Below are 14,348 nucleotides of genomic sequence, written 5' to 3'. Positions count from 1 at the left end.
CGGCGTCTCTTCCTGGTCAGCCGGGCCAGGTGCCGGTCAGGCGTCGGGTTGCCGCAGCGCCACCGAGGTCCACGGCCGTCTTGACGCCCGCGAAGATCGCGCCTTGCCGGACGGCAGCGGTCACGACCTCGCCCCACCCGCGTTCTTCGCCGGTGGCATCGGGTGCGCCCTCGTCATGTCCCAGCACCTTCCACACCCCCACCTTCGACGCCTTCATCTTCTGCCTCCTGTTGCGTTTACTGCCTCTTCTTGCGGCGCAGCAGCAGGCAGGCGACGACCAGCGCTGCTCCTGCGGCGATCAGCGGCGTGCGGTTGTTGCGTACCGGTTCGGGCGCCTGGTCGTGCCACATCTGCTGGGCCTACCCCGCCGTGGCCTTCGCCTGGTCCGCGGCTGCGGCGGCCTTGTCCTTGACCGGGTCGGGCAGCCTCTCCTGCACCAGGTGCGCGGCCTCGGCCGCCTTGGCCTTGACCTGCCCGGTCAGCTCTGCCGCCTTGGCGGACGCCTGCTCCTTGGCCTGGGCTGTCTTCTCCTGGGCGCGCGCCTTGACGTCGGTCTTGTCGGCCAGGGCCTCGACCATGTCCCCCAGTTCGTGGCGGGTGTGCTCGACCTGCTCGCGCAGCTCTTCGGGACTGGCGGCGGTGGGCTTGTCGTGGGGCGGCTGGGTCATCGCTTGGCACTCTCCTTGATCTCGGCCACGTCGGCCTTCACGCTGTCGATGGTCTGTTCAGCGGCCGGCGGGGCGGCCCGAGTGACTTCCTTCTTGCCCGTCAGCGCCAACACACCCGTCACCACACCGAGCACCGCAGTCACGATCAGGGCCGCCGCCCACACAGGCAGTACCACCGCAAGGGCCGCGATCGCCGTGGCGATCAGGGTCTGAAGGGTGAAGAAGCCGGCCAGGCCGGCCCCGCCGAAGAGGCCGCCGCCCTTGCCGTAGCGCTTGCCCTTCTCCTTCATCTCCGCCTGCGCCAGCCGCATCTCTGCCCGCACCAGCTCGGTCAGCTGCTGCGCCGCACGCTGCACCAGCTCCCCCACCGGCTCACCACTCGAAGAAGAACGCTCGGTGTGGCTGCCGAGGTCGGGACGGCTTGTCTCAGCCATCGTCGTCACCCTTCTGCCGTAGTAGCCACCCGAGTCCCACCGACAGGCGCAGGAACACCTGCCCGGCAGCACTGACACAACCCGTTCACGAGATCACCTTCTGTAGCGGGCGCGGGAGCCGGTGTACGGTCCATGCGCCGAGGCCGCCGATGGCGGCTCCGGCGGCGACGTCGCTGGGATAGTGCGCGCCCGAGTGCACCCGTTGCACCGCGACCGCCACGGCCGGCAGGGCACAGACTGCGCCGGCCGCCGGCCAGATCACCGCTACCGCTGCGGTGAACCCGGACGCGGCCGCGGTGTGCCCGGACGGAAAAGACGAGGAGTCGGGGCGGTCGTCGACGTCGTCGTGCGGAACAACCGCCTTGGGCGGGCGACGCCGCTCCCACACCGGCTTGACCACCGCGTTCGACAGAACCTCGGAGACCGCCATCGCGGACAGTCCCGCCAACGCGGCCCGCTTGCCCCGCATCCCACCCACCGCTGCCATGGCCAGCGCGGCGCCCCACCACAGCTTGGTCCGCTCCGCCGCTTCTTCCACCACCGGCGCACACCTGCGCACCCACCCGGGCCGCCACGCGGCCACACGCCGCAGCGGGCCCCGCTCCACCCGGCACAACTTGGCTTCCACGTTCATGACCGGGCAAGTCACCCGTGCGGGCCGTATCAATCCGTGCATGTACGGCAGCCGTAAGGTCACTGTTGTGCTTCGCGGCGGTCCTGCTCGTCCCAGGCGCGGGTGTCGCGCGGAGGTACGTAGGGCTCCTCCTCGGGATCCATGCCGCCGGCGATGGCACGCTGGCGGGCCATCTCCGCGTCGAACTCGAGGCCCAGCAGGATCGCGATGTTGCTGACCCACAGCCACACCAAGAAGATGATCACCCCGGCCAGCGTGCCGTAGGTCTTGTTGTAGGCGGAGAAGTTGGCCACGTAGAACGCGAAGGCGGCCGACGCGAGCATCCAGATAACCAGCGCGACCACGCTGCCCGGGCTGACCCACCTGAAGCCACGGCCCTTCACGTTCGGGGCCGCCCAGAACAGGATCGCGATCATGAGAACGACCAGGACCACCAGCACCGGCCACTTCGCGACCGACCACACCGTCAGCACGGTATCCCCGATACCCAGCGCGGCCCCCGCCTGCTCGGCGATGCCGCCGGTGAAGACCACGATCAGCGCGCTCACCACCGCCAGGACCAGCAGGACGACCGTCACCCCGACACGCACCGGAAGCACCTTCCACACCGGACGCCCCTCCGGCATGTCGTAGACCGCGTTCGCGGAACGGATGAACGCCGCGACATACCCGGAAGCCGACCACACCGCAAGCACGAGACCGGCCACGGCCATCAACGACCCGACACCGCCACGGCCCTGCAACTGCGTCACCGCATCACTGATGATGTCCCTGGCCGAACCCGGCGCCAGCTTCCGCAAGTTCCCCAGGACCTGGTCGGTCGCCGACTTCCCCGCAAGACCCAGCAACGACACCAGTACCAGCAGCGCGGGAAACAACGACAGCACCCCGTAGTACGTCAGTGCTGCCGCCCGGTCGGTGAGTTCGTCGTCCTGGAACTCCTTCACGGTTCCCCTGAGCACCGCCCACCACGACCGCTTACCCAGCTCTGTGGGCTCATCCGGCTCCCGTCGCTCCACCTCAGCGTCGGGGCCCGCCTGCGATTCCGGCAGCGCCGCCTCACGACCTGCTGTGCCACGCGCCCTGCCCCGGTCATCTCCTGAAGTCCCTACCATGACACCCGGAGTAACCACGTCTGATGTGAGCATGCCCGAACAAGGGAATCGGTGTCAGTGACCGTTCAGATTCCCCGCTCGCGGCCAATTGGTGGGGAAGCTGCCTGGTCGCAATTGGGCGCAGGGTTGTCGCGGCGGGCGCGGCCGGCTCCGATCAGCAGCAGGGCGCACGCGAGCACGAAGAGCGGCCAAGGCGTGAACGGGAGGACCACGGCGTCGACGACGGTCCAGCCCCCCAGCGTCCAAGCGATGAATGTCGGCGGGATGATGCCGCGGCGGTCCAGCCACAGCACCGTCAGGCCGACCAGGATGAGCGGTACGCCAAAGCTGTCCAGGCTCAGCCAGTACGCGCTGCCCGCCGGGCTCATATCGGCAAGGTCCTCGCTCCACAGTCCGCCGCTGAACCATGTCCCGGCGTGGCGCGCGGCTTTCTCCACCGTCAGGGCGCCGAGCATGTGCGCGGTTCCACATAACGTGATGATCCAGCCAGCCCACTTGATCATCTGAGTTTCCGTTCTTGTCGCGAAGCCACGGGGTGCGACTTCATCGCGGTTGTCTGTGCGTCGGGCGCCAATGATCTGTACAACTGCCGTTCCGATACTGCTGTTTCGATACTCTCGTTCCGTATCATGTGGGCATGACAGTGAGAAGGCAACGGGGTGGACGCCCCCGAGACAGTCGCGTGGATCACAGAATCCTGCAGACAACGCGTGAGCTGATCGACGAAGTCGGCTACCCGGCCCTGACCGTGGATCAGGTCGCGACGCGCGCCGGAGTGGGCAAGGCGGCGATCTACCGCCGCTACGCTTCCAAGGCCGAGATGGCATTCGTCGCCACCATGCACGAGCAGCAACCGCTTCCGTTGGCCTGCACCGGCTCCTTGCACGGGGACCTGCTGGCATTGGTCCGCACATTTCACGTCCGCATGACCGCCCCGGCGGCCCGACATCTGGCACCGGCCCTGATCAGCGAACTTGCCGTCAATCCTGAACTGGATACCCGGTTCCAGGAAACCTTCCTGGCCGCCGAACAGGCCACTTTCGCCGAAATAATCGAACAGGCCGTGGCCCGCGGCGAACTGGCCGGGACCGTCGACCCCGCGATGGCCCACCTGCTGCTGCTGGGCACCCTGGCGTCCGCGCTGTACATTCTCAACCTGCCCGTCGACGACGCGATGGTCACCGACCTCGCCACCGCCACAACAGCGGGAATCACCGCCCTGGCCGACCGGCACCACAGCGACCCCGGCGGAGCCGCCGAGCAGCGCCGATAAGGCCGTTTCTGCTGGTTGCTCGCCGCCCGGGACCCCACGGCCCCGCCCTCGTGCTCACCACAATGACCGCCCTTCCGCCGGCCAACACCTCGGTCTCCGCGATCCTCTCAGCCTCCCGCCCACCCGTCCGAAGACTGGGGGCGTTGCCGACCACCGGATGACCAGAACCCCGTTGCGTGTAGGGCACTGGAGTGACGGGGGCGTCTGTGGCCATGCGGCCGAAGCCAGTACCGTCGGTGCGGCCGGTCGATGCCGCCCCTCGTCTCACCACGCAGACAGGCCCGCCCAGCGCCGCGTACGGGCCTTCTCGCGAACACGGAGGACTTCCGCCCCTGCCCAGCAGGGAGGCAGAAGCCCTCCGGAGACCGCCTGGCCGTCAGCGCAGGCTCAGAAGCTGATGCACACGGGGCCCTGGTTGACGTTAACCACACAGACCTGCGTGACGTCGGCGTTGCACGCGTTCATGTCGCCCTGGTCCGTTTCCCCCCTTCCCGTCCTCGCTGTAGTCGGACGCCTGGCCGCCGGACGCCTTCGTCGCTGCTCCGTCCTGGCCCTGATTCAAGGACGGAGCAGCGACGGAAGCGGCCGGAGCCGTGGGTCCGTACGTCCATGCCTCGCCAACGTGAACAGCGGGGGCCGGATTGGCGGGTGCTGCAGGCGCCTGCGGGCTCCGGAAGCGGGCGGGGGGTGCCAGGAGCCGGCATAGAGTACACCGTCCAGTTCTCGCCTGCAACCTCTGCCGGGGAACGCTCCTGCAGATATCAACCCCAGCGCGGTAGCAGCGCTGACGGCGACAGCGGCGGCCTTACGGCCTAGGTGTATTGATCACGAGCGTTGTTAACGTCGGCGGGGCTTGATCATGGCGAAGACCTCCGGTGTGGTGGAGCTGTCTAGGACTGCACCGCACGGAGGTCTTCGTGTCCCACCATAATGCCCGGCTGACCGTTCACGGCAGGCGGCTGCTCATCGAGCGTGTCCGTGCAGGCCGTCCGGTCGCGCATGTCGCGGCCGAGATGGACATCTCCCGCGTCACGGCCCACAAGTGGGTTCGCCGCTGGCGGGCCGAAGGCGAGCAAGGGCTGCACGACCGCTCCAGCCGGCCCCGCACGACACCGCACCGCACCGCACCCCGGCAACGACCGAGGTCCGGGTGTGCCGCCTGCGTCAGGACCGCAAGCTCGGTCCCGCACGTCTGGGACCGATCCTGGGCCTGCCCGCCTCGACCACCCACCGCATCCTGACCCGGCACGGCCTCAACCGCCTGGTCTTCCTGGACCGGCCCACCGGGCAGGCCATCCGCCGCTACGAACGCGACCGGCCCGGCGAACGCACACGGCACCGACCTCCCACGCGCCCTTCCCTCGTCCTTTCCTGATGTCCCTTCCATGAGACCGGGAGCAACCGCGTCTGATGTGAGCATGCCCGAAGCAGATCTGCTTTGAAAGCACCGCCTCGCCGTGGTGGTACGCCCGTTGGCACACACAGGCCCTGGCCGTTGGCGCGGTAGGGGCCCGGCCTCCTACACACCTCCCGACAGGGCACGCTCCCAGAGACGTCCGCCAGAACGCGATGCCCGACTGCTGGTCGTGGAAATCCGGTGTCGGCCCGTCCTTCCACGTGCGCACGGCAGTGGAGGAGGGCAGGAGTTCTCACGGCAATCCCACACGGAACTCCACGAGGCGGCCACCCTCGCCGGGAAGCACTTCCCGCCGACCGGGCACCGTCCCCTGGAGGAGGGTGCGCCCCGCTCGCCACAGGGGGGGAGCAGCGGGGCGCACCCCTCGAGTGGCCGGGACACGCGCGCCTTTCACCGCTCCGACTCGCGCGGCCGCCGGCCCCCTCTACCGCGACAGGCACACTGGGGCGGCATGCCTCTGGGCCCCCAGGCCCCCGGGCCGGCGCCTTTGTCCGCCACGCGCCACACCGCATTCGGCAGAGTCGTCCCTGCGAGCAAACGGGGTACGCGGCACAGGCCGGATCGGACTCACAGGAGGGTAGGACACGTGCGACAGCCGCTTGCCTGGATGCTCGCCCTACGGGGCGCAGCGGCCGCGGCGTTCGGATTCTTCGCCCTGATCTGGCCCACCGTGACGGTAACGGCGCTCTCGCTGCTCTTCGGTGTCTATGCGCTGCTCGACGGCACCGCTCGGCTGGTCGCCGTTCTTCGACCGCACAAGGGACACGACGAGACCCACACGGCGCGGGCGAGTGGCGGCATCTTCAGTGTGACAGCCGGCTTCCTCGCCGTGGCGTGGCTGGGCTTCACCGGCTGGACGCTGGTCATTCTCATCGGTGCCTGGGCCATGGTGACCGGGGCCACCGAAATCTGGGCGGTCCTTCGGTCCCGCGGTGTGACTCACGAGCGGGTGCTGCTGGTGACCGGTGGCGCCGCCATTGCCGCCGGACTCCTGCTCTGGCTGCGCCCCGATCACGGAGCGAACGCCATCGCCGACGTGACCGGCGGCTACGCACTGATCAGCGGAGGGCTGATGCTTGCGGTCGCCTGGCGACTGCGGGACACCATGACACTCCCGTCGAAGGCCACACGTCACATCTGAGAGGCCCCGGCACGGTTGCGGGTTCCCCCTGGGCAGGAAGGCTGCGGCACACTCCCGCCGCGCCCTTGGTGGTCTGGCAGGGGTATGTACAGTTGATCGCCGATCCCGCGGGTACCCACGGGATCATGACAGAGGTGGTGCAGGCAGGTCTGTGGGGGCTGGTCGCGGGTTCGGCCCTGTTGTTCGGAGCTTTGCTGGGGTTCGGGCTGCGGGTTCCGCAGAAGGTGATCGCCACCGTGATGGCCTTCGGCGCCGGCGTGCTGCTGTCGGCGGTCAGCTTCGAACTGGTCGCGGAGGCGTACGACCAGGGAGGGCTGGCTCCTGCGGCTATCGGCACCGTGGCCGGTGCCGGCGCGTACACCGTGGGCAACGTGTGGCTGGCACGCCGCGGCGCCCGGCACCGCAAGCGCTCCGGCCACCGGCGGGCGCAGTCCCAACCGTCCGAGGTGCAGCAGGGCGGTTCGGGTCTCGCGCTCGCGCTCGGTGCGCTGCTCGACGGCGTCCCGGAGTCCGCGGTGATCGGCGTGAGTCTGCTCGACGGCGGGGCGGTCAGCCTGGTCACCGTGGCAGCTGTCTTCATCAGCAATGTCCCCGAGGGGCTGTCCAGCTCAGCGGGGATGAAGAAGGCCGGCCGCGGCAAGGCGTACGTCTTCGGAGTGTGGGGCGCGATCGCTGCGGCGAGCACGCTCTCCGCCATCGTCGGCTACACCGTGGTCGGCGGCTTCTCCCCCGCGGTGATCGCCGCCGTGACCGCGGTGGCCGCAGGCGCGATCCTCGCCATGATCGCCGACACGATGATCCCGGAGGCCTTCGAGGACGCCCACCTGGCCATCGGCCTGGTCACCGTCAGCGGCTTCCTCGTCTCCTTCGCCCTCTCCCACGCCTGAAGGCGCCGGCGAGCGGTGCATGGGCGGGCGCGACGCCTCCGGGAGACCGCCCGCAACGATTCGGGGGCCCGGTCGCCGGTTGCCCCAGACCTCGCAGGTCGTCGCTGCCTGGCCGGGGAATCGTCTGGGTCAGCCGTATTGGCGGTGACGGCGCGGTCCGGCGAGGGTGGGAAAGCACGCGACGCCTCGTCGTCGGCCCCCGCTGCCCGCCTGCCTGAAGGAGCACGATCATGTCCGGACGCCACACGCTCATCCGCAGCCTGCACGACGTAGGACTGGCCGCCTGGTTCGGCGGCTCCCTGATGGGTGCGGTCGGTCTCAACGGGGCGGCCGAGGACGAGGGCCCCACGGTCGCCGCCCGGGCCCGGATCGCTTCGGCCGGCTGGGCGAAGTGGGTACCGGTCAACGCCGCCGCCATCGGCGCACACCTCTTCGGTGGCGGCGGCCTGCTCGCCGTGAACGCCCACCGGGTCAGAATCCAGCACGGCGTCGGAGCCTCCACCACCGCCAAGACCGTCGTCACGGCGGCCGCCCTGGCCGCCACCGCCTACGCCCGCGTCCTCGGCAAGAAGGTGGAGCTGGCGTGCTCCTCGGCCCCCGAGGACAACGAGAAGGCCGGTCAGCACCCCATCGACCTGCACAAGGCGCAGCGTCAGCTCGCCTGCGCGCAGTGGGCGGTGCCGGCCCTCACCGGATGCCTCGTCATCCTCAACGCCCTCCACGGCGAGCAGCAGCGCCCCATGGAACAGTTCCACGGCATGTGGGAACACGCCCGGTCTACGGCCCCGCTCGTCCGGTGAGAGGCCCATTCCAGCAGTGAGATTCTGCGAAAAGGAAAGCCGCCCTCCTGGCGAGCAGCACATCGCGCTGCACGCCCGTCCCCCTCACCGTGGCGCAGCTCGGTGGTCCGGTGGCCGGCCCAGGTTCGGTCCGATCAGTTTCCGGACGGCGATCACGGCCGCGGCAGCGGCGATACTGCCCCACGACGGGTCGTCCGCGAGCCTGATCAGTCCGGCTGCACTCAAAAAGTCCAGCAGCACGCCCAGTGACACACTGACCTGACGCGTCACCGTGTAGGTCAGGGAGGCACTCAGCAGCCCCGTCACGGTCGTGAGGACGGCCGCCACATGCAGCCAGTCCGTCATCATGCGGCGGTCTTGTTCTCACCGGCGCCGAGCTCGACCCGTTCCTGCGCGATCTCCCGCCCGAGGAAGTAGTGAGAGCCGTACGGATGGCGGCGATGGCTGCCAGCTGCCCGATCTCGGTGAAACTCGGCGCTACCGCGGTACGCAGGACGTCGCCTGCGAGCTGGAACTCCAGTCCGAGGGTGAGGAGACGCCCGAGGCAGAGGCGGATCCGGTTGAAGCCGGACACCCTTCGGCCCCTGCGCAGGCCGGCGCGCACGAACTGGAGGAAAGCCCAGATGGCGCCGATGAAGATGATCAGCGCTCCGGCCGACTCGACGAGTCTGACGAGTACGCCGATCATGTTGCGCAGGGTCGATTCCGGCAGTACGCCATCGATAAGGGCATGCGGCGCCCATTCCCGTGCCCATAGCGCAGCCACCGCTCGCCGCGGCATCTCACCGGCCTGGTCCATCACGGAGCAATCCGAAGACAAACCGCCGGGCTCGGGGCCTCGGCGCCTTCCGAGCGCGGCCAGCGACGTGCGGCGCCGGAGTCTGGATGCCGTGAGCGCGCTACCCGCGGCTGCGGGACCGCAGCATCTGGCCCAGAGCGCGTCGTATCGGTAAGGGCAGTTGGTGCCGGTTGTCGAAGCCATCAGCTGCCGGGCGACGGCGTGCAGTTTCACGTTGTTGTGCTGGGACAGAGCCACCAGCACCTCCCAGGCCTCTTCTGGGGGGCAGCGTCCGATCACCATGATCATGCCGCGGGCCTGGTCTCTCACCGGGCGGGGCGCCAGAGCGTGCCGCAGCTGCGCATTCTCCTCGCGCAACCGGTGCGGCTCTCGTGCCATCTGGATATTCGTGCCGGGCTCGCCCGCGTCGGGCCCGGGGCGCCGGTGCGGCACAGTGCTCTCCTCATCCGCAGCCGGGCCGGTATGCGCGCTCGGACGCGGTGGTCAGGCGTGGGGGTCGGCGGCGCTCATGGCACCCAGGGCGGATTCATGGTCGTGCTCCACGGCGAGGTCGCCCAGGGCGACGATGCCGACCGGTCGGCCGTCGTCGACGACCGGCAGCCGACGCACCGCCTTGGAGCGCATCAGCTGCACCGCCCGGTCGATGTCGTCGTCGGGCGCGACGGTGACGAGCTCGCTGCTGCACGCCTCGGCCACCGTGCGGACGGAGACGTCACCGCCGTCGGCGAGGACGCGCACGGTCAGGTCCCAGTCGGTGACCAACCCGCGCGGCCGGCCGTGATCGGCTACCAGCACAGCATCGTGTCCAGTTCTGATCTGCGGCCGGGCTGGGCGGGCGAGCCCAAGTGGGACGGCTTCCGGGCGGCCGTCTTGGTCGATGCGGGCCGGGTGGTGATGGGGTGATTTGCCGGGTGCCAGCGTTGGTCGCGGTACGCCTTGGACGCATCGTCCTGGTCGGATGATCCGGGTGCGGGTTTGACGTCGCCGGCCTGGTAGTGCCATCAGTCGGCTGCGTCGCTTTCTCCTCGGGCCAGGTAGTGGAGGTAAGGGCAGCAGGCGGCGGCGCCGGGTCCGATCAGGCCGGTTGGGCCTGCGCCACGGCTGGGGCAGATGGTTGTGAGCGGGTGCGCAGCCGCACGGTCAGCGCGCTTACACAACCGGCGAGGATGCCGAAAACGAGCGCCGCGGGCACACCTGAGCCTATGGAGACGTAGTAGAGCAGTGGCCCGCCAGTGCTGCTCTGGTAGGAGAGCAGCAATTTCCAGATTTCACTCACCTCGACGCCGAGGGTGGTGGCGGCGACGGCGCCGAGCGCGTAGGCCGGGTAGGTCACGCGGTCGAGCAGGCCGGGCAGCAGCCGCAGTCCCCACCAGACCAGGGCGAGCAGTGCCACGTCGCCGAGGCGGTACAGCAGCCAGCGCCCCAAGTCGGAGCTGGTGGGCATGGTCCAGGCGCTGAGCTGGATCCACTGCCGCAGCGGCTCACCGGGCTCGGACAGCCGCCCTCCGGCCCCGGACCCGGTCTGGATCCGCCCGGCGACCCGGTCGTTGGAGAGCGCGACGAGGGCGAAGGCGACGACGAACCGGATGATCTCGGCGACCGGGAAGATCATGTCGGCAGTTGACGCCTTCTGCCGCAGCTCCCCGTTGGCCGTCATCCGCAGCTCGATGTCCTGAGGGCCTGGCAGTTCGTCGGGGGTGACGAGCCAGGGGCCGAGCGGGGTGAAGGTCTCGCAGTTCTTTCCCTTGTCCCGCTGGCCGCCGCGCTCCAGCTGGTAGGCGCGTTCGGACACGTCGTCGCAGAGGGTGTATCCGGCCACGTACGAGAGGGGATCGGTGGTAGGGCTCAGGTAGCGGGCGGTGCTTCCGTGCCGCAGGTCCACGCGGGGCAGCTCGGTCACCCCGCGGTCCGTCAGGGCGCCGGGGGCGAGCCGCGCCTGCAGCCGGGAGATGCCGTTCCCCGGCCAGGAAGTCTCAGGTGGGACACGTCCATCGCTATCCGGTCGTCGAGAGCCAGGGCGGGGCGCTCCTGCCCGGCCCGACATGCGGCGCGGTCCAGGTCGAGAAGCGCTACGACCTGCCCGTGCAGCACGGCACTCGCGTGGACGCCGTACGCCGCGACGCGGGCCGGCTCCTGGTCGAGGCGGAGACCGGCACGTGGCTGGCGAAGGCGGTCATCAGCGCGACCGGCAGCTGGTCGCGTCCCTTCCTGCCCGCTGTCCCCGGCCGATCCGTCTTCACCGGGCGGCAGCTGCACACCGTGGGCTACCGCTGTCCGGCCGACTTCGCCGGCCGCCGCGTCATCGTGGTCGGTGGCGGGAACTCCGGCGCCCAGATCGCCGCCGACCTCGCCCTGGACGGCGACGTCGAGGTGACGTGGGTGACCCAGCGCCCGCCGCGGTTCCTGGCCGACGACATCGACGGCCGCGCCCTGTTCGACGTCGCCACCGCCCGCCGCCGCGCCCTCTACGCAGGCCGCGACGACACCGGCGGCGTCGCCTTCCTCGGCGACATCGTCGCTGTGCCGCCGGTCCGCGCCGCTCGCGACGCCGGACTTCTGCACGTGAAGCCGATGTTCGCCCAGTTCACCGCCGACGGTGTCCAGTGGGCCGACGGCCACCGAGCCGACGCGGACGCGGTCATCTGGTGCACCGGCTTCCGCCCGGCCCTGGCCCACCTCGCCCTGCTGAACCTGCGCGGCCCGCGCGGGCACATCCCCACCGACGGCACGCGCGCCCTCGGCGAGCCGCGGCTGCATCTGCTCGGGTACGGCGACTGGACCGGTCCGGCCTCCGCGACCCTCATCGGCGTGGGCCGCCCAGCCCGGGACGCGGTGCGCGAGATCGCCGGGCTCCTGTGAGCGCGGGGGCAGCCGTCCCCGGCCGCGCGGTACCGGGCGGCCGGGGGCGTGCGACTACGCGCCTTTGACCATGGTCTGGCCGCAGCAGCATGTCGGGTTCTGCTGGCCGCCGCAGCTGGCCGGGGCGCCCTTGGTCACCGTCAGCTCGCAGCCGCAGTTCTCATCGGGGCAGCGATAGATCTCACCCTCACGGAACGGCATCGCGCTCACCTCCTTGTTCGCGTTTCTCTTCCGTCGCGAGCGACGCTAGAACCTGGCCCCTGGGGCAAGGTCAACACTGGGCGGAAGGAGGAACGCACATGGCCATGCAAGGGATGACGATCGGGCAGGCGGCCAAGGCCGCCGGGCTCACACGCAAGGCCGTCCGGGTCTACGAAGCGAAGGGGCTGCTGCCCAGGGCGGAGCGCAACCAGGCCGGCTACCGCCTCTACAACGAAGACGACGTCGAGCTGCTGACGTTCATCCGCCGGGCCCGCGCACTCGGCCTGCACCTGGACGATGTCGGCGAGGTCCTGCACGTCCGCCGCGGTGGAACCCCGCCGTGCGACGCTGTCCGCACCCTGCTCGACGCGCGCATCGCCGAGATCGACGCGACCATCACCGATCTCCTCGCGCTGCGCCAGACCCTCACCGAGACCCGTCGGGGCGCCGACGACCGGCCGTGCGGCGAGCCGGCCATCGTGTGCTCGATCATCGAGGACGCCTGAACCCACCGCCATGTCGGCCGCCACCTACGTGACGGCGGGGCCGCGGCGCACAACCAGAACGCCGGCCCGTTCGATCGTCAGGCCGCGGCCGGCATGGCCAGCAGCTTGCCCATCGCGGCGAGCACCGACGGCTCGACCCGGTGGTACACCCAGGTGCCGCGCCGCTCGGAGGTGAGCAGCCCGGCCTCCTTCAGCTTCTTCAGGTGGTGGGACACCGTGGGCTGGGAGACGCCGACGTCGGAGATGTCGCACACGCACGTCTCCCCGCCCTCGTGCGGGGCCACCGCGGAGAACAGCCGCAGCCGGACCGGGTCACCGAGCGCCTTGAACATCCGCGCGGCCGTTTCGGCCTCCTCGGCGGTCATCGGGCGCTCGGTCAACGGGGGGCAGCACGGCGCCACACCCTGACCTTCGGCGGTCTCGAGCAGTGGCAGCACCTTCGCATTCGGCATACGTCTATATTGACAGGAACCGAACCAGCACGGGCGGAGCTGTCACCCACGCGCAAGGTAAGCGGCCAAGCACCGGGCAATGCGCGCGGCGTCCCGGCCGACGCCGCGCAGCGAGTTCGACGACAGACTGCGCTGCCATTCCAGCCCGACGAACGCCAGCCCCGGCACACCGGTGGCGAGGCCCTCGCGGTGCCGGGGGTTTCCCTCGGTGTCGAGAGCGCCGTCGAGGCCGGCGAGGTAGGGCAGATCGGGGCGGTAGCCGGTGGCCAGCACGATCGCGTCGGCCTCCTCCCGCTGTCCGTCCGGCCAAACGAGTTTGGCTCCGTCAGCGCCGGTGAACAGCGGCTGCCGGTCCGGCCGACCGGCGGCCAGAGCGGCCCGGTAGCGGCCGTCGTCGAGCACCGGCTGGGCCGGCGGGCGCGACAGGAGCCGGCCGAGGGGTGCAGTGTCCAGGCCGGTGCGGGCCGTCCAGAAGTGCAGATCGCGGCCGAGGATGCGCTGGGCTGCGAACTTCACCGGCCCGCGGGTGGCGAGCGTGACCCGTGTCGTCCCTGCGAGCTCGGCGGCAATCTGCACCGCGGAGTTCCCGGCCCCGACCACAACCACCCGCCGGCCGGAGAAGGGGGCCGGCCTGCGGTAGTCGGCGGCGTGCAGCACCTGCCCGGTGAACCCGTCCAGACCCCGAAGCGAGGGCCGGTGCGGGCGCCCGAACGTCCCGGAGGCCGCCACGACCGCCCGCGCGGACAGCCGCCCGCCGCCCTCCAGTTCCACCCCGAAACCGCCGCCGGCGCGGAGGACCACACCGACGCGGCAGCCGGTGCGGATCTCGGCGTCCAGGCGGCCTGCGTAGGCGGCGAGGTAGGCGACGACCTCGTCGCGGTGCGGGTAGCGGTCGCGGTCGGCGCCCGGAAACGGCATTCCGGGCAGGGAGCTGTACCGGGCGGGTGAGAACAGCGTGAGGCTGTCGTAATAGTGCGGCCACGACCCGGCCGCACGGTCGGACGCCTCCAACACCACCGGCCGCAGCCCGCGCCGCAGCAGCGCGTGGGCGGTGGCGAGACCGGACTGGCCGCCGCCGATCACGGCGACATGGATGTGCTCCATGAGTAGCCCCTGGTTTCGACGAATGTCTATGTTGACGCTCATCAATACAGGTTTAATG

General features: G+C 70.3%; 18 protein-coding genes and 3 pseudogenes. 7 read left to right on the top strand and 14 right to left on the bottom strand.

What is annotated here, in order from left to right:
• Positions 1-16 precede the first annotated feature (16 nt).
• The 7 genes and pseudogenes from RI578_RS39245 to RI578_RS39215 form a co-directional block, all read right to left on the bottom strand.
• Positions 17-196, bottom strand: a pseudogene (locus RI578_RS39245) (DUF4235 domain-containing protein); the annotation flags it as partial.
• A gap of 40 nt (positions 197-236) precedes the next feature.
• Positions 237-350: an LPXTG cell wall anchor domain-containing protein gene (locus RI578_RS39240; protein ID WP_310875553.1), complete on the bottom strand. Its 114-nt coding sequence runs from the start codon at positions 348-350 to the stop codon at positions 237-239.
• A 9-nt stretch (positions 351-359) separates the two neighbouring features.
• Positions 360-668 carry a DUF3618 domain-containing protein gene (locus RI578_RS39235; RefSeq protein WP_399062925.1) on the bottom strand — a complete coding sequence of 103 codons (309 nt, stop codon included), beginning with the start codon at positions 666-668 and terminating at the stop codon, positions 360-362.
• Positions 665-1,102 (bottom strand): phage holin family protein, encoded by a 438-nt coding sequence (locus RI578_RS39230; RefSeq protein WP_310875552.1) that lies wholly within the window; start codon positions 1,100-1,102, stop codon positions 665-667. Before RI578_RS39230 ends, RI578_RS39235 begins: the two co-directional genes overlap by 4 nt.
• 85 nt (positions 1,103-1,187) lie before the next feature.
• Positions 1,188-1,643, bottom strand: a complete 456-nt coding sequence (locus RI578_RS39225) for a phosphatase PAP2 family protein (protein WP_310875551.1) — start codon at positions 1,641-1,643, stop codon at positions 1,188-1,190.
• A gap of 152 nt (positions 1,644-1,795) precedes the next feature.
• The gene (locus RI578_RS39220; protein ID WP_399063273.1) at positions 1,796-2,851 is read right to left on the bottom strand and encodes a YihY/virulence factor BrkB family protein; all 1,056 of its coding nucleotides are present in this window, start codon (positions 2,849-2,851) and stop codon (positions 1,796-1,798) included.
• 65 nt (positions 2,852-2,916) lie between these two features.
• Entirely contained in the window at positions 2,917-3,354 is a 438-nt protein-coding gene (locus RI578_RS39215; RefSeq protein WP_310875550.1) for a DUF6463 family protein, read from the bottom strand.
• A 179-nt stretch (positions 3,355-3,533) separates the two neighbouring features.
• Here RI578_RS39215 and RI578_RS39210 point away from each other — a divergent pair, with 179 nt between their 5' ends.
• From RI578_RS39210 to RI578_RS39190, 5 genes and pseudogenes are all read left to right on the top strand, one after another.
• Complete coding sequence (locus tag RI578_RS39210) at positions 3,534-4,124, top strand: TetR/AcrR family transcriptional regulator (protein WP_310875549.1); 591 nt, start codon at positions 3,534-3,536, stop codon at positions 4,122-4,124.
• A gap of 917 nt (positions 4,125-5,041) precedes the next feature.
• Positions 5,042-5,451 (top strand): annotated as a pseudogene (locus RI578_RS39205) (helix-turn-helix domain-containing protein); the annotation flags it as partial.
• Between the two features lie 676 nt (positions 5,452-6,127).
• Positions 6,128-6,682 carry a DUF308 domain-containing protein gene (locus RI578_RS39200; protein WP_310875548.1) on the top strand — a complete coding sequence of 185 codons (555 nt, stop codon included), beginning with the start codon at positions 6,128-6,130 and terminating at the stop codon, positions 6,680-6,682.
• A gap of 125 nt (positions 6,683-6,807) precedes the next feature.
• Positions 6,808-7,569 carry a ZIP family zinc transporter gene (locus RI578_RS39195; protein ID WP_310875547.1) on the top strand — a complete coding sequence of 254 codons (762 nt, stop codon included), beginning with the start codon at positions 6,808-6,810 and terminating at the stop codon, positions 7,567-7,569.
• Between the two features lie 230 nt (positions 7,570-7,799).
• Entirely contained in the window at positions 7,800-8,369 is a 570-nt protein-coding gene (locus tag RI578_RS39190; RefSeq protein WP_310875546.1) for a hypothetical protein, read from the top strand.
• An 84-nt stretch (positions 8,370-8,453) separates the two neighbouring features.
• Here the strand turns inward: RI578_RS39190 and RI578_RS39185 are convergent, their stop codons facing one another.
• From RI578_RS39185 to RI578_RS39170, 4 genes and pseudogenes are all read right to left on the bottom strand, one after another.
• Positions 8,454-8,717: a hypothetical protein gene (locus RI578_RS39185; protein WP_310875545.1), complete on the bottom strand. Its 264-nt coding sequence runs from the start codon at positions 8,715-8,717 to the stop codon at positions 8,454-8,456.
• A 127-nt stretch (positions 8,718-8,844) separates the two neighbouring features.
• A pseudogene (locus tag RI578_RS42760) lies at positions 8,845-9,546 on the bottom strand (ANTAR domain-containing protein); the annotation flags it as partial.
• 105 nt (positions 9,547-9,651) lie between these two features.
• Complete coding sequence (locus tag RI578_RS39175; protein ID WP_399062917.1) at positions 9,652-9,963, bottom strand: CBS domain-containing protein; 312 nt, start codon at positions 9,961-9,963, stop codon at positions 9,652-9,654.
• A gap of 280 nt (positions 9,964-10,243) precedes the next feature.
• Positions 10,244-11,068: a fumarylacetoacetate hydrolase family protein gene (locus RI578_RS39170; RefSeq protein ID WP_310875544.1), complete on the bottom strand. Its 825-nt coding sequence runs from the start codon at positions 11,066-11,068 to the stop codon at positions 10,244-10,246.
• A 128-nt stretch (positions 11,069-11,196) separates the two neighbouring features.
• Between RI578_RS39170 and RI578_RS39165 the strand changes: the two genes are divergently transcribed.
• A complete protein-coding gene (locus tag RI578_RS39165; protein WP_310875983.1) occupies positions 11,197-12,027 on the top strand; it encodes an NAD(P)-binding domain-containing protein in 831 nt (276 codons plus the stop codon).
• 54 nt (positions 12,028-12,081) lie between these two features.
• Here the strand turns inward: RI578_RS39165 and RI578_RS39160 are convergent, their stop codons facing one another.
• A complete protein-coding gene (locus RI578_RS39160) occupies positions 12,082-12,228 on the bottom strand; it encodes a hypothetical protein (protein WP_310875543.1) in 147 nt (48 codons plus the stop codon).
• A 98-nt stretch (positions 12,229-12,326) separates the two neighbouring features.
• Between RI578_RS39160 and RI578_RS39155 the strand changes: the two genes are divergently transcribed.
• Positions 12,327-12,734, top strand: coding sequence for a heavy metal-responsive transcriptional regulator (locus tag RI578_RS39155; RefSeq protein ID WP_310875542.1), 408 nt, complete (start codon positions 12,327-12,329; stop codon positions 12,732-12,734).
• A 77-nt stretch (positions 12,735-12,811) separates the two neighbouring features.
• Here the strand turns inward: RI578_RS39155 and RI578_RS39150 are convergent, their stop codons facing one another.
• Positions 12,812-13,186, bottom strand: coding sequence for a metalloregulator ArsR/SmtB family transcription factor (locus tag RI578_RS39150; RefSeq protein ID WP_310875541.1), 375 nt, complete (start codon positions 13,184-13,186; stop codon positions 12,812-12,814).
• 42 nt (positions 13,187-13,228) lie between these two features.
• Positions 13,229-14,290 carry an FAD-dependent oxidoreductase gene (locus tag RI578_RS39145; protein ID WP_310875540.1) on the bottom strand — a complete coding sequence of 354 codons (1,062 nt, stop codon included), beginning with the start codon at positions 14,288-14,290 and terminating at the stop codon, positions 13,229-13,231.
• Positions 14,291-14,348 lie beyond the last annotated feature (58 nt).

Origin of the sequence: Streptomyces sp. BB1-1-1, assembly GCF_031597775.1 — a bacterium.
Lineage (GTDB): Bacteria > Actinomycetota > Actinomycetes > Streptomycetales > Streptomycetaceae > Streptomyces > Streptomyces thinghirensis.
The sequence above is the reverse complement of the archived record's forward strand: the minus strand, read 5'-3'. Positions and strand labels throughout refer to the sequence as shown.